Source organism: Bradyrhizobium sp. dw_411, from assembly GCF_018449695.1.
Lineage (GTDB): Bacteria > Pseudomonadota > Alphaproteobacteria > Rhizobiales > Xanthobacteraceae > Bradyrhizobium.
This window is the reverse complement of the sequence record NZ_JAAVUY010000004.1, coordinates 193,421-212,100: the sequence shown is the minus strand read 5'-3', so window position 1 is coordinate 212,100 and position 18,680 is coordinate 193,421. Positions and strand designations below refer to the sequence as shown.

Genomic DNA, 18,680 nt, shown 5'->3' with positions numbered 1-18,680 from the left:
AATATTTATTGACCAGCCGCGATGTGACTTGAAAGCCCAGTGAAGCGGTGGATTCCGGCTGGGTCCGTTAATAACAGGACAGGGAAGACGCGCGTCAACCCCTTGACCCGGCTCGCCAGTCGTTCTGTGATGCACGGCAGTTATTCCGTCGCCGCACGTTGAGGGGCTTGCCGCGGCCGTCGATCCATTGCTTGACCGGACAGCGCGTCAAACTGGCACTTCAGGATGGCGTTGATACCGGTCGGATTGTCGGGTTGGCCCGTCAGCTCAGGCGATGATATGCCACCATTCCCGGACCGACCCTTGCCCGGACGACCCTTGAAAGGCTTTGCCATGAAACGCGTACCGCTGGTCTTCACCCTTGCCCTTGCCGCCGGCCTTTCGACCCAGGCTGCTACGGCGCAAACGCTCAAGACCGTCAAGGACCGCGGCATGGTCTCCTGCGGCGTAAGCCAGGGCTTGCCGGGCTTCTCGTCCCCGGACGACAAGGGTAACTGGACCGGCCTCGATGTCGATATCTGCCGCGCGGTGGCGGCCGCCATTTTCAACGATCCGACCAAGGTGAAATTCGTCCCGTTGTCGGCCAAGGATCGTTTTACCGCACTTCAATCCGGCGAAATCGATGTCCTGTCGCGCAATACGACCTGGACGCTCTCCCGCGATACCTCGCTCGGCGCCAACTTTACCGGCGTGACCTATTACGACGGTCAGGGGTTTCTCGTGAAGAAGTCTCTCAAGGTCAATTCCGCTCTGGAATTGAACAGCGCCTCGGTGTGCGTGCAAACCGGCACGACCACCGAGCAGAATCTTGCCGACTACTTCAAGGGCAACAACATGAAGTATGAGGTGATCGCGTTTGCGAGCGCCGACGAGACCGTCAAGGCTTATGAATCCGGCCGTTGCGACGTCTACACGACCGACGTTTCAGGGCTCTATGCCGAACGTTTGAAATTGGCCAATCCGGCCGATCATGCGGTGCTTCCCGAAGTGATCTCGAAGGAACCGCTCGGCCCGATGGTTCGCCATGGCGACGATCAATGGTTCGATCTGGTGAAATGGGTGCTGTTTGCGATGGTCGATGCCGAGGAACTCGGCGTGACCCAGAAGAACGTCGACGAGATGGCCAAGTCGGACAAGCCCGAGCTGAAGCGGGCCTTCGGCACCGACGGCAATCTCGGCGAACAGCTCGGCCTGACCAAGGATTGGGTGATACGGATCGTCAAGGCGGTCGGCAATTACGGTGAAGCTTTCGATCGTAACGTCGGCGCCGGCTCAAAACTCGGGATTGCCCGCGGCCTCAACCAGCTCTGGAACAAGGGCGGAATTCAATACGCGCCGCCGATCCGCTGATTAAAGCACGCGCAGCGAAAGCCCCGGCAGCGATGAGCATCGAGCCCCGCGCGCCACCGCTGCAACTGGCCGTCAAATTGCGGCGCGCGCTCGGTGGCCACGCCGGGTGGGGCGGGTTTGCCCTCCAGATTATATTCGTCGCGGTGCTGGTCTGGATCGGCTACGAAATCGTGGCCAATGCCCGCACCAATCTGGAAACGCAGCGGATCACCTCGGGCTTCGGATTCCTGTCGAACACCGCGGGTTTTGACGTCAGCCAGAGCCTGATCTCATATACCCAGTCCGATACCTATACCCGCGTCTTCTTTGTCGGCCTGCTCAACACGTTGCTGGTCGCGATCATCGGCATCTTCTTCGCCACCTTGATCGGATTTATCGTCGGGCTCGGCCGGCTGTCGCCGAACTGGCTGGTTGCGCGCATCTCGGGCGGCTATGTGGAATTGGTGCGCAACCTGCCGCTGCTGTTCCAGATCCTGTTCTGGTACCTCGCCGTGCTCGGCGTGTTGCCGAACCCGCGGCAGAGCATCTCTTTATTCGGTAGTTTCTTTCTCAGTAATCGTGGCCTGGTCATTCCAAAGCCGATCGGCGCTGCCGGTCTGGAGTCGTTCGCGCTCGCGATCCTGATCGCGATCGTGGTGACGTGGGGGCTGCGCTATTATGCGCGCCGTCAACTGTTCGAGAGTGGCCGGCTGATCCGGGTATGGCCATATGCATTGGGCCTGCTGATCGGCCTGCCGTTACTCGCTTCGCTGGCGTTCGGGGCGCCTGTCACGTTTGAAATGCCCGAACTCAAGGGTTTCAATTTTTCCGGCGGCTCACGTGTCATTCCCGAATTCGTGGCACTGACGCTGGCGCTGTCGATCTATACCGCGGCCTTCATTGCCGAGATCGTGCGTGCCGGTATCCTGTCGGTCCATAAGGGGCAGTTGGAAGCAGGGTCTTCGCTCGGCCTCAGTCGCGGTACGACCTTGCGGCTGATCGTGGTGCCGCAGGCGCTGCGCGTTATTCTGCCGCCGCTGACCAACCAATATCTGAACCTCACCAAGAACTCGTCGCTGGCGGTCGCGATCGGTTATCCCGATCTGTTTTCGGTGTTTGCGGGAACGACGTTGAGCCAGACCGGGCAGGCCATTGAAATCATCGCGATCACCATGGGCGTGTATCTGCTGATTTCGCTAGTGACCAGCGCGATCATGAGTTTCTACGGATGGCGGATCGGCCGGAGCTTGGGTGCATGAGTGATGTTGCGGCCTCCTCCTTTGTGCGCGGGGAATTGGTCCCGCCGCGCGCCGCGCCAATCAAGACCACGGGTTTTGTTGGATTCCTCCGCACGCGCCTGTTCAATTCGCCGACCAACATCCTGCTCACGCTTGTGAGTGTTATGTTGCTGTGGCTCACTGTTATTCCCGCGATCAAATTCCTGCTGGTCGATGCGGTCTGGCACGGCACCGACCGCAATGCGTGTCTGGCGCAGAACGCCGGACATGTGGTTGGCGCCTGCTGGCCTTATGTGCAGGCGAAGTTCTCCCAATTCATCTACGGCTTCTACCCCGAACCCGAACGCTGGCGGGTCAATCTGACGTTCCTGCTGGCCGCGCTCTTGCTGTTACCGCTGTTGATTCCGCGACTGCCGGCCAAAAGTCTCAACGCCGGACTGTTTTTTGTGGCGTTTCCCATCGTTGCGTTCTTCCTGCTGCATGGCGGTGGGTTGGCCGGCTTCGGTATCAGCTGGACCGCCAGCCTGTTGTCGGGATTCGTGGACAGCATCGGCGAGGCTGGGCGCAAGGTCGCAAGTGTGGGCGAGACGACGGCGCTGGTTGGGCCGCTGCTGCAAGCGCTCGGCAAGCTGATCATGCTGTTCAGCATCGCCGTTTCCTATGTTGTCTGGCCGCTGATCTGGCTTCGCGACCAAATCCAGGCGTCCAGTCGTCCGGTATGGACCGATTTCGCCGTCACCGCGGCCATTGCTTCGATTTCGGTGTTTGTGTTGAACGGCGGCGTTCGCACCGGATGGCGATCGCTGATCGTCAGTCTTTTGATTTTTGCCGGCACCGGCATCGTGATCGCGGTGATGGGGCTGGACCGTGGCGGATTGCCTGTTGTCGACACCAGAGTGTGGGGCGGGCTTCTGATCACGCTGGTGGTGTCGGTCACCGGCATCGTCAGCTCGATGCCGATCGGAATCGCGTTGGCGTTGGGGCGTCGCTCGACGATTCCATTGATCCGGGTTTTCTCGATCGCGTTCATCGAATTATGGCGCGGCGTCCCGCTGATAACCGTGCTGTTTTTCGCAACCTACATGCTGCCGCTGTTCGTTCCAGCGGGTTTCACGATCGACGGGCTGATGCGGGTTCTGATCGGCGTCGCATTGTTTTCCGGCGCCTATAATGCCGAAGTGATCCGAGGCGGTTTGCTGGCAATTCCGCGCGGGCAGGGCGAGGCGGCGGCCGCGCTCGGTCTGTCCTGGGGGAAGACGACGTCGCTGATCGTGATGCCGCAAGCCTTGCGGCACGTCATTCCCGGTCTCGTCAACAGCTTCATCGGCCTGTTCAAGGACACCTCCCTGGTCTCGATTGTCGCGCTGTTCGATCTGCTCGGGCAGTTGCGGGCGTCGTTCGCCGATCCGGTCTGGGCGACGCCGACGACGCTGTTTACGGGCTTCGCCTTCACCGGAATGATTTATTTCGCTTTCTGTTTTGCGATGTCCCGCTATTCGCAGTTCGTCGAGCACCGGCTGAACGCGCACCGGCAAAATTGAGTAGATGACCATGACCGAGAACCCGATCGTCGGCATTTCCGGCCTCAACAAATGGTACGGCGATTTTCATGTGCTGCGCGACATCGATCTCGATGTGACGAAGGGGGAGCGCATCGTGATCTGCGGTCCTTCGGGTTCGGGCAAATCGACGCTGATCCGCTGCATCAACGCGCTGGAGGAATTTCAGGAAGGCCGGATCGTTGTCGACGGCATCGAACTTGGACCGAATTTGCGCCGCGTCGACGACGTCCGGCGCGAGGTCGGCATGGTGTTCCAGAGCTTTAATCTGTTTCCGCATCTGACCGTGCTGGAGAACTGCACGCTGGCGCCGATCTGGGTGCGCAATATTCCGAAGAAGGACGCCGAGGCGGCGGCAATGAAATATCTCGAGCGCGTCAAGATTCCGCAGCAGGCGAACAAATATCCGGGCCAGATGTCCGGCGGTCAGCAACAGCGCGTCGCGATCGCCCGTGCTTTGACCATGAATCCGAAGGTCATGCTGTTCGACGAGCCGACCTCGGCGCTGGATCCCGAAATGGTCAAGGAAGTGCTGGATACCATGGTCGATCTCGCCAATGAGGGCATGACCATGCTCGTCGTCACCCACGAAATGGGATTTGCGCGCGAAGTCGCTGACCGTATCGTCTTCATGGATGCAGGCCAGATCATCGAGGCCAACACGCCTGAAAACTTCTTCGCCAATCCGCAGCACGCACGGACCAAGCTGTTCCTTAGCCAGATATTGCGCTGAGCAGGCATCAGGGCCGTTCAAGCCGGCATTGGCGCTGGCTTTAATCATCCCGGAAGGTCGTTGGAAACCATAGCCGGATTTGCATCGGCAGCCGTTCATCGCTCCGAAAGCAAGTCATGCAAGGCTAGCTCGAAAAGGAGCTATCCATGCTGGGCTTCCTGTTCGGTTTCAATGCGCGTCTCGGCCGGCTGCATTATTTCCTGGCCACGATCGGTCTCGCCGTTCTGATGACCGTCGTTTGTTTCGTTATTGCCGGCCATGCCTATCGTCCGGGACAACCGATTTCGCCCGCGGACTTGATGGGTTGGCCCACGCTCATCGCCATTGCGTTCTTTGCCGGGATGAGCTTCACGTTGCAGTCGATGCGCATCAGGGATATCGGGTGGGACCCCGTCTGCGTCATTCCGATGTGGATCGCGATCGTCGTCGTCGATAAACTCATCGCGGGCAAGATCCCGGCGTGGTCGCTCGGGCCGGAGCATCAGGGGACGATCGTCGGCCTTTTGTTCAACGCGGCGTTATTTCTGGCCCTGTTGTTCTGGCCGAGCGGTGACGATGAAGAGCCGACGTTTGACGCGACGCCGCCGAGAATGCCGGAAACTGCTTCGCAGAATAGTGGCGCGGCTTCGGTCGCTGCCGTGCGCCTCGCGCGCGGGGCAGGGGCGGGATTCGGCAGGCGTGCCTTCTAGGACGGCTGTGCCGGATCACACCTTCTCAAACGGCACATTGATCGTGCTGCGCTGCTCCAGCCAGTCCGGCACCGGCAGGTTCTTGGAGCGCATGAACTCAGGATTGAACAGCTTTGACTGGTAGCGGGTGCCGTAGTCGCACAGCACGGTCACGATGGTGTGGCCCGGTCCAAGGTCTTTGGCCAAGCGAATGGCGCCGGCGATGTTGATGCCGGTCGAACCGCCCAGGCAAAGCCCCTCATGTTCGAGCAGGTCGAAGATGATCGGGACAGCTTCGTCATCGCTGATCTGGTAGGCATCATCGATAACCGCGCCCTCGAGGTTGGCGGTCACGCGGCCCTGACCGATGCCTTCGGTGATCGAGGAGCCCTCCGATTTGAGCACGCCGTGCTTGTAATAATTGTACAGCGCCGAGCCCATGGGATCGGCGAGCACGACGCGAATTTTGGGATTCATTTTCTTCAGGCCAATCGAGACCCCGGCAAGCGTGCCGCCTGAGCCGACCGATGCCACGAAACCGTCGACCTTGCCGCCGGTCTGTTCCCAGATTTCCGGCGCCGTCGTTTCAATATGCGCCTGACGGTTGGCGACATTGTCGAACTGATTGGCCCAGATCGCGCCGTTGGACTCGGTCTTCGCCAGTTGTTCGGCGAGGCGACCCGACAGTTTTACGTAATTGTTCGGATTGGAATAGGGCACCGCGGGCACTTCGATCAATTGCGCGCCGCACAGCCGCAGCATGTCCTTCTTTTCCTGGCTCTGCGTGTTCGGAATCACGATCACGGTGCGGTAACCCAACGCGTTGGCGACCAGCGCGAGACCGATGCCGGTATTCCCCGCGGTGCCTTCGACCACGGCGCCGCCCGGCCATAATTTGCCGCGCTTGATCGCATCGCGGATGATGAACAGCGCGGCGCGATCCTTGACGGACTGGCCGGGGTTCATGAACTCCGCCTTGCCAAGAATGGTGCAGCCGGTCGCTTCGGAAGCCCGCTTCAGCTTGATCAGCGGCGTATTGCCGATCGCTTCAACGACGTCGTTGTTGATGGTCATCTGCGGAAATGCCAGTTGTTGCTCAATCTCTGAGCGACCCTAGTGGACCCCCGCGGGGGGCACAAGCCGAGGGCGAGGTGGGATGAGCGCGGCGAAGCGCGGTTAACTCGATTTCGCGAACACCACCTGGCGAACGTCGATATTTCCCGACAGGAATCCGGCTTCGCAGTAGGCGAGGTAGTATTCCCATAGCCGCCGGAACCGATCGTCGAAACCCGAGGGCATCAGGTTCGGCCATGCGGCGCGGAAATTACTTCGCCAGATCGCCAGTGTCTTGGCATAATCTTGCCCAAAAATGCGCTCCCGGATAACAGGAACACCAAATCGCTCGCCGAGCGACTTGAGGATCTGCGGCGAGGGCAGCATTCCGCCTGGAAAAACGTAGCGCTGGATGAAGTCGACTTCGCGCCGATAGGTCTGGAACAAGTTGTCCTGGATGGTAATGGCCTGAATGCCGGCGAAGCCACCAGGCAAAAGCCGGTCACGCAACTGCGAGAAATATTTCGGCCAGAACTGTTCCCCAACCGCCTCGATCATTTCGATCGAAGCGATGCGATCATACCGGTCGCGCTCGTCGCGATAATCCTGCAGGCGGATTTCGACCTTTTCGTTCAGGCCGGCGTCGCTGATCCGCTTCTGTGCAAAATCCCGCTGTTCCTTGCTGATGGTCAACCCGACCACCTTGGCGCCGAAGGTTTTGGCGGCGAATTCGGCAAAGCCGCCCCATCCGCATCCGATCTCCAGAAGTTTCTGGCCGGGCTTCAGGTCGATCGCTTCAGCAAGCCTGCGGTATTTGTTGGTTTGCGCCGCGGTCAAATCCGGCGTGTCTTCCTCGAACAGCCCGGAAGAATAGGTCATGCTCGGATCGAGCCACGCCGAATAAAACGCGTTGCCGATGTCGTAATGCGCGTAGATGTTCCGGCGCGCCTGCCGCTTGGTGTTGCGGTTGAACCAGTGCCGGACGATCTGGAGGAAGCGCATCAGCGGCTTGTCGTTCAGCATCGCCTGAATGAGATCGTGATTGACGCAGAAGAGATAGAGAAACTGCGTCAGGTCCGGGGTGTCCCATTCGCCGTGCAGATAGGCCTCGGCGATGCCGATATCGCCGCTGTTGAGGAGCCGCGACGCAAAGCCATAATTGGAAAGCGTCATCGCAGCAGACGGCCCGGGCTCCACGCCGCCGAGCCGTACCGTCCGGCCGTCGGGGAGGGTGACATCAAGCGTTCCGCGCCGCAGCCGTGAACCGAAGCCGATGGCCAGTCGAACCAGGCGGGGCAGATCGGGCAGCGCCCGGTCGATATTGTCGGGTGTTATGCAAATCGGCGCAGACATTCGCGAACTCACGGGATGAGGTGGTTCTGCCTCCGAGTATAATCAGCACGTCGGTCAATCGCCAAGCTGGTATTGGAGGCAGCTTTCGCAGGTGCGGTATCGGCTCGCGGCACCAGACGTGCGCCCTTGAGCCAGAGCCGCAACGCTTCCCAATGGATCGCCGCGACGATCTTGAAGGTCACGAGCGGCAGCGAGAAGAACGCGCGCAGCAGCGCCGCCGTGGTCAAAGCGTGGCGGCGGCCATGGAAGGTCGCGGCGAGCAGCGGGCCCTCGCGGTCGGTCTCAAGGATGCGCAGTTTGACGTCATCGGCCGGCGGTGACACCCGGAAATGATAGTGCATCGCCATTTCGATGAAGGGCGAGACGTAAAACAGCTTGTCCTGCTGTTGCCGGACGCCGGCATCGCTGACCTCATCCGGTTTCACGGCCAGGGCGTAGCTATGGATATCGCCGAAGGTGTTGCGCACTTCATAGATGAGCAGGGCAAGGCTGCCGTCCGCGCGGTAGCAGAAATAGACCGACAGCGGATTGAAGGCGTAGCCCAGCAGGCGGGGATAGCACAGCAGCAGCACGCGCCCGCCGGTCAGATCGATGCCACGCTCCGCCGCGCAGCGCTGCGCATAGGCGCGCAGGCTCGATCCGTTGCGCTCGCCATGATCGGCCTCGTTGAAACTATAGAGCGCGGTCCGGTTGACGCCGAACAACGGGGATTGGCGGTCGGCATCCCTGAGCCGGTCGAGATCTATCAGCAAGCTCATCACGCGATAACTGAAACGATGTCCCACCGGCTTCAAGCGCGCATGCATCACCTCGCCGAAGTAAAGCGCCGCAGCGTTGGTTCCGGCCTTACCTGCTACGGCCCTGGTGACTCGATCGGGCATTGCTACTCCGCGGCTTGCGCGAGTTCGGGCAGGGGTCCGCGCCAGGGCACCGCCGCGCCCAACGCCTCTGCGACGGCAAGACCGGACTGCAAGCCGTCCTCATGAAAACCATATCCGGTCCAGGCGCCGCAAAACCAGGTGTGGCGGCGGCCCTGAATCTCGCCCAATCGCTGCTGGGCGGCGAACGCCGCCGCGTTATATTGCGGATGTTCGCACATATATTTGCCGAAGGTCAGCGCCGGGTCCGGCGCGAAGGGCGGGTTGAGGCTGACGAACAGCGGCTTGTCGTCTTCAATGCCCTGCAGCGGGTTCATCCAATAGGTCACGGCGACGTCGTTCACGGTCGTTCCCTCGCGCCGCCAGCGCAGGAAATTCCACGACGCCCAGGCGCGCTGACGTTTCGGCATCAATCTGGGATCGCGATGCAGATAGACGGTATTGGGCGCGTAGCCGATCGCACCGAGTATCGAGCGCTCCCGGCTGTCAGCGTCGGACAGCAGGGACAATGTCTGGTCGCTGTGTGCCGCGATCACCACATGATCGTAGCTGTCGCTTTTGCCGTGGCTGTCATGGACGACGACGCCATGCGGCGTGCGCTCGATTGAGGTCACGGCGCAGCCCAGACGAAGCTGATCGCGAAACGCCGCCGTCATTTTTTCGACGTAGCGCCGGCTGCCGCCTTTGACGGTGCGCCAGATCGGGCGATCATATTGCAGCAGGCGGTGATTGTTGAAGAATGCGACAAAATTCTCAGCCGGAAAATCCAGCATTTCATGGGCCGGCGCCGACCAGATCGCCGCACCCATCGGCGCAAGATAATCGGTCAATAGCCTCGGCGCGAAGTGGTTACGGCTAAAATACTCTCCAAGCGTAAGCCCGGCCAGCCGGCCGGCGGCGTAGTCCTGGACGCTTTGGGTATTGAAGGTGAGGATGTCGCGCAGCATCCACAGATAGGACGGCGACAACAGGTTTCGGGGCTGCGCGAACAGACCGCTGGCGGTTTCGCCCCAATTGGCGCCGCCGCCCTTCCACTCGAAGCGACCGGCGTCGGCTGAAACCGCAAAACTCATGCAACTTTCCACGGTCTCGACATCGAGATGCTCGAACAATGCCGTCAGATCGGGATAGTTCAGTTCGTTGTAGACGATGAAGCCGATATCGACCGCCAGCGGCGTGCCGTCATAGTCGATGGTGACGGTGTGGCTGTGGCCGCCGGGTCTGAGTTCGCGATCATAGACCGTTACCGGATAACGCTTCGACAAGGTCCAGGCGGCCGCATTGCCGGCGATTCCCGTTCCGATAACCGCTACCCGCATTCCGTCCCCCACTGGTTGATTAACAAGATACGGGGGCTTGTTCTTGAAGTTTCAGCAAGAATTGGTTGCGCGCGACCCGGATTCGCCCCCCCCAGGCGTCCGCGAAATGCGCCCGAATCGGCCTTGAGTTGTTGAAGCACGCCGCCGCCCAGCGTATAGCGGACGCATGTCAAAACAATCCGAGCCTGACACCGGCATCGCGGAAGCGATCCCGGACTGTCTGCACTGCCATAAGCCGTTGCCGCTGTGCATTTGCGACAGCATCACGCCAATCGAGAACCGCGTCGCGCTGCTGATTCTGCAGCATCCACAGGAGCAGGACAGGGCGCTCGGTACTGCGCGGTTGACCGCTCTGCATTTCGCCAATGCCGTGCTCAAGATCGGATTGTCGTGGCCAAGCCTTTCCAAGGCGCTGGGCCGGCCCGTCCACGATCCCTCGCGCTGGGCGGTGCTCTATCTCGGTTCCGCCAAGGTCGCCGATCTCGAGACTGACCGCGATATCGTTGCCATCAACCGCAAGGGCGAGATCGAGGATAATCAGCGCGCCATCCTGAAAGACATCGAAGGTATCGTGCTGCTCGACGGCACCTGGAGCCAGGCCAAGGCGCTGTGGTGGCGCAATGCGTGGATGTTGAAGTGCCAGCGCGTAATTCTCGGCCCGGCGCGTCCGTCGCGTTATGGGCAATTACGCCGCGAACCTCGCCGCGACGGCCTGTCCACCATCGAGGCGGCGGCGATGCTGCTCGGTAGTCTGGAAAAGCGACCGGATATCACCGCGACACTGAACGAGAGTTTTGAGCGAATGCTGGCCAGATATCGTGAGGCGCAAACCACGCTGCCGGAACTCGCGCCCAAGCCGAGGCCGAAACGCGACTACCGTCGCCGCAAACATGCCTGATGATGAGGCAGATGCCGCGCTGCTGGATGCTATTGTGGGTGGCCGGAACTTGGCGGGCCTGCGCGGTTCAGAAACGCAGGCGAAATCAGGGTTTCATAACTTTTGGTGTGCGGGACCAGCACGGTTGCCTAACTAGTTGAGGCTCTGTATTGATCCCGCCCCATGGGGCCACGTGGCGGAGTGGTTACGCAACGGTCTGCAAAACCGTGTACACCAGTTCAATTCTGGTCGTGGCCTCCATTAATATTATCAACTGCTTGTGTCTTATTTTGACGAATTTACTTTAGCTGCGCGCGCGGGCATTTACGAAGCCGCGGCGGCGCGATTCCCGACTCCCAAAGAGCATGGGCTGGCGCGGCTTTCATTGCGGTGCGCGGCCCGAAACATGCATGGAGATTTTGCCCTGCAGAGGGGGCCGATCGCGGGCCTTTCGACAGAGCGTTCTCCTCCAAACTTGGCCGCCGCACTTACCCGGCTGCGGCGGTCATTTTTGGATCTGCTGGGGGCTTCTTGCCGGGATAGCGCCAAATCGGAGATTGCCGGCCTTTTTCAGGGCTTCGCAACGCTTGACCCCGGCGGGCAACTTGCCGGGTAGCCTCTGCCGTGGCTTGCCGGCGCACTCGAATGGTCGGCGGAACAGGGTACCGCTGCAAGCTAAATCGTGCTGATCAACGCTTCGAGATGAAAATCGGCTTCCGGCCGGTACCGCCGGAAGTCATCGCAGCATCAGCAGGAGGCGCACCAGCCTTCGGGAAACGGAATCAGCGGCCAAGCCACCTGGTTGTCGTTGGCGGGCGGTGGCGGATCGAACCGTGGGTAGCTCAGGGAATCCTCCCGCGGCACGGGCGCGACAGCGGTTCGCACGGCGTCCAGCAACCTGTCGAATTCAGCTTCGCTCATCACGCTCTCCCGTGTTCGAGCGCGCAAGGTCTCAGAAGTCCTTTGTTTCGGGGTTGAATGGATCACTCAAATTGTAACGATCAGGCCATCACAATCGATGTGGTTACTGATTTCTTGCCCCTTGCAATGAATTCTAGGCCGGCCGGCTGCGGCGGAAGGTGAGGCAAATCACATTCGGCGAATATTCTTTCGCGTGTCTGCTGCGACGTCGCGGAGACGTCGGCGGTCCGGAGCAAAGCCGACACAGGCTGCGTTAAGCGGCCGTGCGTTTCACTACTTGTCCAGGAGCCGGGCTTTACTTCAACAGCAAATCCGAGACCCCCGCCTTGAGAAAGGCGGCATCTGTTGGATTGGCGCTCGGATTGCCAGCCCGATGACCCCAGACGCTCGGGATCGGCCGCAGGGCCCCGCGTGCAAGATGGTGGAGTTCGGCTGCATTATCGGCAACGCGAAAATAGAGGTCGGTCTCGCTCGGCATCAGCAGCATTTGCGCCTTGATGGACCGAAGCGCGTGCGTGAGATCGCCGTCGTAAAGCGTGTTGTCGCTGATATCGCCGTGAAACCAAGCGAGGGCCTGCGCATAGAGGTTCGCCGCGCGGCATTGCGAGAACCGTTCGGCCCAATTGATGCGGACGAAGGTTTCGAGATCGGGCGCGCCAAGCGCACTTTTATAGAGGCCGGCACGGTAGAAATCCTGGCTCAGGCCCCAGCCGGCATAAATATGGCCGAAGGCCTTGAGCGCCAGCAGCGGCTCGCTCGAAAAGCGGCCATTGCCGGTATGCTCGGGCGCGGCTTCGAGCGTGCGTAACAGGCCGGACAGGAAAACCTTGTTGTGATCGGCTGTCCGGGCGCTGCCGCAGACGACGAAAGCGCGCTTCACCATTTCGGGGTAGAGCGCCGCCCAATGATAGGCCTGCATGCCGCCCATCGAAAATCCATAAACGGCGGCGAGCCTGTCCACGCCGCACATCTCCGTGACGAGACGGTGTTGCGCCCGCACATTGTCGGCGACGGTGACGAGCGCGGGATAATCGGGAGTCTCCGCCGCGCCAGACGATTCTCCATTTGAGAACATGCCCACGGCGATGATGCACCAGCGCGTGGGATCGAGAATGCCCTGCGGCCCGATCAGCCAGGACATATCGGCGAGACGCGCGGAATAGCTGCTGGGATAGAGAATGAGATTGTCGCGCTTGTCGTTCAGCGTGCCAAAGCGCTGCCAGGTGAGCCGGGCCTCACGGATAACGCCACCTTTTTCCACGGCAAAATCGCCGAGTGCAAAGCTGCCCGTTTCATTGTTCCAGCTCATGGCTTTCTCCCGATACGCTCCGGTGGCGCTTTCCAGTCTTGCCGGTCTTGCCAGGTGCCGCCAGGCACGGCCATGAACAAGGCCTTGGTATAGGCGTGTTGCGGATTAAAAAAGATATCGTTGGTCGGCGCGACCTCGACGACCTCGCCATGTTTCATCACGGCGATGCGGTCGCAGACCTGGAGCGCGACGCGCAAATCATGAGTCACAAAGAGCATGCTGAGATGCAGCCTCGCCTTGATATCAGCGAGAAGGGCCAGTATCTGCGCTTGCACCGACACGTCGAGCGCCGAGACCGGCTCGTCCGCGATCAGCACTTCAGGATGCAGCGCAAGCGCGCGGGCAATGCCGATCCGCTGGCGCTGGCCGCCGCTGAATTCGTGGGGAAAACGCTGGGCGGCGGAGGGATCGAGACCGACGAGACCAAGCAGCGTTTGCGCTTCCTCTCGGGCCTTGGCGGGCAGGGTGCCGTGAATGACGGGGCCTTCCGCGATAATGTCGATGATGCGTTGGCGCGGATCGAGCGAGGCGTAGGGATCCTGAAACACCATTTGCACGCGTTTGCGGATCGGGCGGAGCTGGCGCCGCGAGAGCTGGGCGATATCCGCGCCGTCGAGCAGAATTTCGCCGCTGTCGATCGGCAGCAGCCGTGTGACGGCGCGGGCCAAAGTGCTCTTGCCCGAACCGCTTTCTCCGACGACTCCGAGCGTTTCACCGCGGCGCAGTTCAATCGTCACGCCGGCGAGAGCAGGCGTGACACGGCCGCCGAACATGCTTCGTGTGCCGTAGGTTTTGGCGATATCGCGCGCCTCGACGATGAAAGGTTGCACGTTCGCAGGCCGCGCCGGCGGCGGCACGAGCTTCGGCATCGCGGCGATCAAGGCTCTGGTATAAGGATGGCCCGGCGCGCCGAGTACCGCGGCGGCCGTGCCGCGTTCGACCAAAGTGCCACGCTGCAACACCGCGACCTCATCGGCAATGTCAGCTACGACGCCGAAATCATGTGTAATGAAGAGAACGGATGTACGGTGCTCGCGCTGCAGCTCGCGGATCAAATAGAGGATTTGCGCCTGGGTCGTCACGTCGAGTGCCGTCGTTGGCTCGTCGGCTATCAACAGGCGCGGACTGAGCAGCAAGGCCATCGCGATCATCGCGCGCTGGCGCTGGCCGCCGCTTAATTGGTGGGGATATGAGCGGATGATGCGGCCGGGTTCCGGCAGATGAACGCTGTCGATCAATTCGAGTACGCGGGCGCGGCGTGCGGTTTTTCCTAGCTGCGTATGGATGCGCAGCACTTCGTCGAGTTGGCGGCCGATCGTGTGCAACGGGTTCAGCGCGGTCATCGGCTCCTGGAAGATCATGCCGATTTTCGCGCCGCGAATCACGCGCATGTTGTTTTGCGGAGCGACGGCGAGATCCTGACCTTCGAACAGGATGCGACCGCTTCCGACGCGCACATGCGGGCGGGGCAGCAGGCCAAGGATGGAACGCGCGACGAGCGATTTACCCGATCCACTCTCGCCGATCAGGCATGTCACTTTGCCCGCGCGCAACACCAGATCGACATCGCTCACCGCGTTGGCCCGGTCGGCGCCGGGCGGCAAAGCGATCGTGAGCTTTTCAAGTTCGAGAACGGTCTCGCTCATCGCTCACGCAGCCTTGGATTGAGGGCTTCGTTGAGTCCGTCGCCGACGAGATTGATGCCGAGTACCGTGAGCAGGATCGCGATGCCCGGAAAAGTGCAGATCCACCAGGCGGAGCGCAGGACCGCGCGTCCCGCGCTGATGATCAATCCCCAGCTCATGACATTGGGATCGCCGAGGCCCAGAAACGCCAATCCGGCTTCGAGCAGAATCGCGGTGCCTATCAGCAGCGAACCGACTGCGATGATGGAAGAGGCGCAGTTGGGCAACATGTGATGGAAGATGATACGCGCATCGCTCGCACCGAGACTGGCGCTGGCCTGCACGAATTCGCGGCCGCCGAGCGAGACGAATTCTCCGCGCACGAGCCGTGCAATGCTTGGCCAGGAGACTGCGGCGATTGCGATGATCTCGCTGGACACCGAGGGTGAGAGAATCGCGACGATCAACAAGGCAAAAATGAAAGCCGGGATAGTTTGGAAGAATTCCGTTATGCGCATCAGCACGGTCTCGGTCGCCCCGCGGTAATACCCGGCCACACCTCCGGCCACCGCGCCGAGGACAATCGCAACGAAGGTCGCGCCGACCCCGATGATGAGCGAGGTGCGCGCGCCGTAAGCGATTTCCGCCGCGATGTCGCGGCCGAGCGTGTCGGTTCCGAGCAGAAAGCGTCCGCCCGGCGGCTGCAAGGCAGGGCCGGCAAGCTTGAACGGGTTATCCGGGTAGATGACAGGCGTGAATAGGACGAGCAGGAGAAGGCACAGCAGCACGGCTGCGCCGAACAGCGCCATCCGGTTGCGTGCGAAGCGCGTAAAGCCCGCTTTCATGTTAAATTTCCATGCGCGGGTCGAGCAGGACATAGATCACATCGACGGCCAGGTTGATGATCACGACCAGACAGGCCGAAATGAAGAAGATCGCGAGAAGCAAATTGAGGTCGCGCGACTGTAGCGCGTTGAAGGCAAGCGTGCCGATGCCCGGCCAGCCGAATACGGTTTCCACGACGATGGAGCCCCCGATCAGATTGCCGGCCTGAACACCGGCAAGCGTCACGACGGGCAACAGCGCGTTGCGCAGGACGTGACCTGTTATGATGCGGCGTTCCGTCTGGCCCTTGGCGCGCGCCGTCGTCACGTAATCCATGCCGGTTTGTTCCAGAATGGACGCGCGCATGAGGCGCGCATAAAGCGCCAGGTAAAACAGCGCGAGCGAAACCGCGGGCATCACCAGATGGCGACCGATGTCCCAAACCTCCGCCCAACCCTGGTGGCCGCTGCCGACCGTATCGAACCCGCTTGTCGGCAGCCAGCCGAGGCCGATCGAAAAGATCACGATCATCATGAGCCCAAGCCAGAATCCGGGCGTCGCGTAGGCGACGAGGCTGATCACCGAAATGATGTTGTCGCGCCAGGAATTGCGCCCTGTCGCGGCAAGCAGACCGAGGATGATGCCGAGCGCCAAAGCGGTGCCAAAGGCCGTCAACATCAGGAGGCTTGTTGGTCCGAGCCGTTCGAGAATCAGGCCAGAGACATCGGCATCGTTGCGGTAGGAATAGCCGAGGTTGAAATGCGCCATGTTCGAGACATAGGTCAGGAACTGCATGCCGAGCGATTGGTCGAGGCCGAATTTATGGCGAAGTTCTTCCATATATTCTGGCGTCGCCGCACCGCTTTCGCCCGCCAGCACGGACGCAGCGTCGCCCGGTGCCAGATGGATCAGCAGGAAGTTGAGCACAATAATGCCGAAGATCACCGGCAGCGCAGTGACGAGCCGGTATCCGATATAGCGGGCCAATCGCACGGTTTACTTTTCCAGCCAGGCCCGTTCGAAAGCCTGCTGCGTACCGAGCGGCCCGGTGGTGTGATCGTGAAGCTTTCGATTGAAGACCGAGACGTATTGCACGTCGATGAGCCAGACAAGCGGGCAATCCTCGGCGAGAATCTGCTGCGCCTTTTTGTACAACGCGGCGCGCTTGTCATGGTCCTGCTCGCGCATGGCTTCGTTAAGAATATTGTCGAATTCCGGATTGGAATAAAAACTGTCGTTGACGAACGTCACGCCCTTGCGGATCTGCGACGTGAGATATTGCTTGTTGAGACCATAGACCGGATCGACGCCCTGACTGAGGAAGGGCTCGTTAATGTCGTAATCGTAATTCGTATAGACGCGCCGCAACCACGTCGCGGTGTCTTCCGAGCGCAGCGTCAGATCGATCCCGACGATCGCCAGCGCCTGTTTCAAATATTCGGCCTGACGCAGCCATTGCTCGCCAAATGAATTGACTTCTAGGTGAATGCCGAAGCGCATGCCGTTCGCGCCGCGCGGCAGGCCGGCGCCGTCGAGCAGCTTGTTGGCAATATCGAGACGATCGGGAACGTCGTAATTGCGCACATCGTCCGTATAGAATCCAACGGTCTTGAAGAGCTTGCTGAGCGGGCCTGTGGCCGGCTGGCCGTAACCATACATGACATCGCGCAAGATAACCTTGCGATCGATCGCATAGGCGATTGCCTGGCGCACTTCTTTCTTGTCGAGCGGCGGATGCTTGGCGTTGAGTTCGAGCACGCTCAAGGCGGGCGTCATCTCATAGCCTTTCATCGTCGTATCGAGGATCGGGTTGGTCTTCATCCGCGCGAGATCGGCGTAGTTGACGGCGCTATAGCCGGCGAAATGCGCTTCGCCGGTCTCCAGTGCGGCAGAGCGCGTCGCGGCATCGGGGATGAAACGCGCAATGATATGATCGAGATAGGGCAGTCCCGGCTTCCAATATTTTTCGTTGCGATCGAGCCGCACGAACTGTCCGCGGTCCCATTGCCCGAATTTGAATGGCCCTGTGCCGATGGGCTTGTTGGCCGACGGATTCTGCAGGATTTGCGTGCCCTCGAAAACCGATTTGCACATGATCGGCAGATCGCGTCCTGCCAGCGCCTTCATGAGATACGGCGCGGGATTGGCGAGACGCAGAATCGCCGTCGTGGCGTCCGGCGTGTCTACGCCGGTCAGTTCGGCAAGCAGAAGCGGCGCGAAGGGGTGATATTTCTTCAAAATTTCCATGAAGGAGAATTGAACGTCGGCGCTCGTGAAAGATGCGCCGTTGTGAAAGAAAACGTCTTCTCGCAACTTGAAGGTGATGGACTTTCCGTCGGGCGCGATCTCCCAGGATTTTGCAAGATTGGGTTGCGGATTCTGATCCCAGTCGTAGGTCACAAGACCTTCATAGATCTGCGTGGCGATTGGCGGGATATTGCCGGCAGTCACGGCGTAATGGGCAAGCGTCGAGGGTTCGGGCTGCACGATCATGACCATCGTGCCACCGCGCACCGGCTCATCGGCCTTGACGAAATTGTTGGAGATCGTCGATGCGGCTAAGCCAAGGGGCAAAGCCAGAGCGCTACGGCGTGAGATTTTATTCAAAGGCGGAAAATCAACCAAAATGAGCTCCTCGGTGCTGTCAGGGATCAAGCAATTGGCGTGCCATCGTTGCCGCTGAGACACCCCCGCGATCCCGCTGGCTACTCTTGTCAAGTGAAGTTGATCTGACGCCGATTCGAGCAGGGCAGACTCGCGCTTCGACGCTGGACAATGCGCAAGAAAACCCGTCGTCTCACCCCGCGGATTTTCCGCAGGGGAGGATGCCGATGTCACTGTCTTCAGCCAAAAATTATGCGCTTCGGGCCGAACGGTCGCAGGATCCCAAGGAAGCCGCTGACCTCTTGGCGAAAGCGATCCTGGAGTTGGCGGCGTCGATTGAAGCGACCGATGCCAAAGTGAAGAAGATCAACAAATCAGGCGGATAAAAG

Annotated in this window: 17 protein-coding genes and 1 tRNA gene; 8 read left to right on the top strand and 10 right to left on the bottom strand. The window is 60.5% G+C overall.

The features are described 5' to 3' along the window. Positions 1-333 precede the first annotated feature (333 nt). From HB676_RS08230 to HB676_RS08210, 5 genes are all read left to right on the top strand, one after another. On the top strand, positions 334-1,350 hold the full coding sequence (locus HB676_RS08230) for an amino acid ABC transporter substrate-binding protein (RefSeq protein ID WP_213737230.1): 1,017 nt from the start codon (positions 334-336) through the stop codon (positions 1,348-1,350). A 32-nt stretch (positions 1,351-1,382) separates the two neighbouring features. Next, complete coding sequence (locus HB676_RS08225) at positions 1,383-2,588, top strand: amino acid ABC transporter permease (RefSeq protein WP_213737228.1); 1,206 nt, start codon at positions 1,383-1,385, stop codon at positions 2,586-2,588. Next, the gene (locus tag HB676_RS08220) at positions 2,585-4,108 is read left to right on the top strand and encodes an amino acid ABC transporter permease (RefSeq protein WP_213737227.1); all 1,524 of its coding nucleotides are present in this window, start codon (positions 2,585-2,587) and stop codon (positions 4,106-4,108) included. Before HB676_RS08225 ends, HB676_RS08220 begins: the two co-directional genes overlap by 4 nt. A 10-nt stretch (positions 4,109-4,118) precedes the next feature. Beyond that, the gene (locus tag HB676_RS08215; RefSeq protein WP_218625671.1) at positions 4,119-4,859 is read left to right on the top strand and encodes an amino acid ABC transporter ATP-binding protein; all 741 of its coding nucleotides are present in this window, start codon (positions 4,119-4,121) and stop codon (positions 4,857-4,859) included. A gap of 146 nt (positions 4,860-5,005) precedes the next feature. Continuing rightward, the gene (locus HB676_RS08210) at positions 5,006-5,548 is read left to right on the top strand and encodes a DUF805 domain-containing protein (RefSeq protein ID WP_213737225.1); all 543 of its coding nucleotides are present in this window, start codon (positions 5,006-5,008) and stop codon (positions 5,546-5,548) included. A gap of 15 nt (positions 5,549-5,563) precedes the next feature. Here HB676_RS08210 and HB676_RS08205 read toward each other — a convergent pair whose 3' ends face one another. The 4 genes from HB676_RS08205 to HB676_RS08190 all read right to left on the bottom strand — a co-directional run bounded on the left by HB676_RS08205 (position 5,564) and on the right by HB676_RS08190 (position 10,130). Further along, the gene (locus tag HB676_RS08205) at positions 5,564-6,601 is read right to left on the bottom strand and encodes a cysteine synthase A (protein ID WP_213737224.1); all 1,038 of its coding nucleotides are present in this window, start codon (positions 6,599-6,601) and stop codon (positions 5,564-5,566) included. 102 nt (positions 6,602-6,703) lie between these two features. Beyond that, a complete protein-coding gene (locus tag HB676_RS08200) occupies positions 6,704-7,933 on the bottom strand; it encodes a cyclopropane-fatty-acyl-phospholipid synthase family protein (RefSeq protein WP_213737223.1) in 1,230 nt (409 codons plus the stop codon). An 8-nt stretch (positions 7,934-7,941) separates the two neighbouring features. Next, positions 7,942-8,814: a DUF1365 domain-containing protein gene (locus HB676_RS08195; RefSeq protein ID WP_213737222.1), complete on the bottom strand. Its 873-nt coding sequence runs from the start codon at positions 8,812-8,814 to the stop codon at positions 7,942-7,944. 2 nt (positions 8,815-8,816) lie between these two features. Next, complete coding sequence (locus HB676_RS08190) at positions 8,817-10,130, bottom strand: FAD-dependent oxidoreductase (protein WP_213737221.1); 1,314 nt, start codon at positions 10,128-10,130, stop codon at positions 8,817-8,819. A 166-nt stretch (positions 10,131-10,296) separates the two neighbouring features. Here HB676_RS08190 and HB676_RS08185 point away from each other — a divergent pair, with 166 nt between their 5' ends. Together HB676_RS08185 and HB676_RS08180 are read left to right on the top strand one after the other, a co-directional pair. After that, positions 10,297-11,028, top strand: coding sequence for a tRNA-uridine aminocarboxypropyltransferase (locus HB676_RS08185; protein WP_213737219.1), 732 nt, complete (start codon positions 10,297-10,299; stop codon positions 11,026-11,028). Positions 11,029-11,194: 166 nt separating this feature from the next. Continuing rightward, positions 11,195-11,268: transfer RNA gene (locus HB676_RS08180), tRNA-Cys, on the top strand. Positions 11,269-11,754: 486 nt separating this feature from the next. On the opposite strand, the gene HB676_RS08175 is transcribed toward HB676_RS08180, so the two are convergent. The 6 genes from HB676_RS08175 to HB676_RS08150 all read right to left on the bottom strand — a co-directional run bounded on the left by HB676_RS08175 (position 11,755) and on the right by HB676_RS08150 (position 18,261). Continuing rightward, positions 11,755-11,928 (bottom strand): hypothetical protein, encoded by a 174-nt coding sequence (locus tag HB676_RS08175; protein WP_213737217.1) that lies wholly within the window; start codon positions 11,926-11,928, stop codon positions 11,755-11,757. Positions 11,929-12,223: 295 nt separating this feature from the next. After that, the gene (locus HB676_RS08170; RefSeq protein WP_213737215.1) at positions 12,224-13,237 is read right to left on the bottom strand and encodes an alpha/beta fold hydrolase; all 1,014 of its coding nucleotides are present in this window, start codon (positions 13,235-13,237) and stop codon (positions 12,224-12,226) included. Beyond that, on the bottom strand, positions 13,234-14,883 hold the full coding sequence (locus HB676_RS08165; protein WP_213737214.1) for an ABC transporter ATP-binding protein: 1,650 nt from the start codon (positions 14,881-14,883) through the stop codon (positions 13,234-13,236). The genes HB676_RS08170 and HB676_RS08165 overlap by 4 nt, the downstream gene beginning before the upstream one ends. Beyond that, positions 14,880-15,707, bottom strand: a complete 828-nt coding sequence (locus HB676_RS08160; RefSeq protein WP_213737213.1) for an ABC transporter permease — start codon at positions 15,705-15,707, stop codon at positions 14,880-14,882. Before HB676_RS08160 ends, HB676_RS08165 begins: the two co-directional genes overlap by 4 nt. 1 nt (position 15,708) lies before the next feature. Next, positions 15,709-16,680 carry an ABC transporter permease gene (locus tag HB676_RS08155; protein WP_346347291.1) on the bottom strand — a complete coding sequence of 324 codons (972 nt, stop codon included), beginning with the start codon at positions 16,678-16,680 and terminating at the stop codon, positions 15,709-15,711. A gap of 3 nt (positions 16,681-16,683) precedes the next feature. Further along, positions 16,684-18,261, bottom strand: coding sequence for an ABC transporter substrate-binding protein (locus HB676_RS08150; RefSeq protein WP_213737211.1), 1,578 nt, complete (start codon positions 18,259-18,261; stop codon positions 16,684-16,686). Between the two features lie 257 nt (positions 18,262-18,518). On the opposite strand from HB676_RS08150, the gene HB676_RS08145 reads away from it, so the two are divergent. Next, positions 18,519-18,677 (top strand): hypothetical protein, encoded by a 159-nt coding sequence (locus tag HB676_RS08145; protein ID WP_213737209.1) that lies wholly within the window; start codon positions 18,519-18,521, stop codon positions 18,675-18,677. Positions 18,678-18,680 lie beyond the last annotated feature (3 nt).

What these genes read in the sequence shown, in the direction of transcription:
- HB676_RS08230 (WP_213737230.1), top strand. Translation starts at nt 334, where the DNA reads ATGAAACGCGTACCGCTGGTCTTCACCCTTGCCCTTGCCGCCGGCCTT.
- HB676_RS08225 (WP_213737228.1), top strand. Translation starts at nt 1,383, where the DNA reads ATGAGCATCGAGCCCCGCGCGCCACCGCTGCAACTGGCCGTCAAATTG.
- HB676_RS08220 (WP_213737227.1), top strand. Translation starts at nt 2,585, where the DNA reads ATGAGTGATGTTGCGGCCTCCTCCTTTGTGCGCGGGGAATTGGTCCCG.
- HB676_RS08215 (WP_218625671.1), top strand. Translation starts at nt 4,119, where the DNA reads ATGACCGAGAACCCGATCGTCGGCATTTCCGGCCTCAACAAATGGTAC.
- HB676_RS08210 (WP_213737225.1), top strand. Translation starts at nt 5,006, where the DNA reads ATGCTGGGCTTCCTGTTCGGTTTCAATGCGCGTCTCGGCCGGCTGCAT.
- HB676_RS08205 (WP_213737224.1), bottom strand. Translation starts at nt 6,601, where the DNA reads ATGACCATCAACAACGACGTCGTTGAAGCGATCGGCAATACGCCGCTG.
- HB676_RS08200 (WP_213737223.1), bottom strand. Translation starts at nt 7,933, where the DNA reads ATGTCTGCGCCGATTTGCATAACACCCGACAATATCGACCGGGCGCTG.
- HB676_RS08195 (WP_213737222.1), bottom strand. Translation starts at nt 8,814, where the DNA reads ATGCCCGATCGAGTCACCAGGGCCGTAGCAGGTAAGGCCGGAACCAAC.
- HB676_RS08190 (WP_213737221.1), bottom strand. Translation starts at nt 10,130, where the DNA reads ATGCGGGTAGCGGTTATCGGAACGGGAATCGCCGGCAATGCGGCCGCC.
- HB676_RS08185 (WP_213737219.1), top strand. Translation starts at nt 10,297, where the DNA reads ATGTCAAAACAATCCGAGCCTGACACCGGCATCGCGGAAGCGATCCCG.
- HB676_RS08175 (WP_213737217.1), bottom strand. Translation starts at nt 11,928, where the DNA reads ATGAGCGAAGCTGAATTCGACAGGTTGCTGGACGCCGTGCGAACCGCT.
- HB676_RS08170 (WP_213737215.1), bottom strand. Translation starts at nt 13,237, where the DNA reads ATGAGCTGGAACAATGAAACGGGCAGCTTTGCACTCGGCGATTTTGCC.
- HB676_RS08165 (WP_213737214.1), bottom strand. Translation starts at nt 14,883, where the DNA reads ATGAGCGAGACCGTTCTCGAACTTGAAAAGCTCACGATCGCTTTGCCG.
- HB676_RS08160 (WP_213737213.1), bottom strand. Translation starts at nt 15,707, where the DNA reads ATGAAAGCGGGCTTTACGCGCTTCGCACGCAACCGGATGGCGCTGTTC.
- HB676_RS08145 (WP_213737209.1), top strand. Translation starts at nt 18,519, where the DNA reads ATGTCACTGTCTTCAGCCAAAAATTATGCGCTTCGGGCCGAACGGTCG.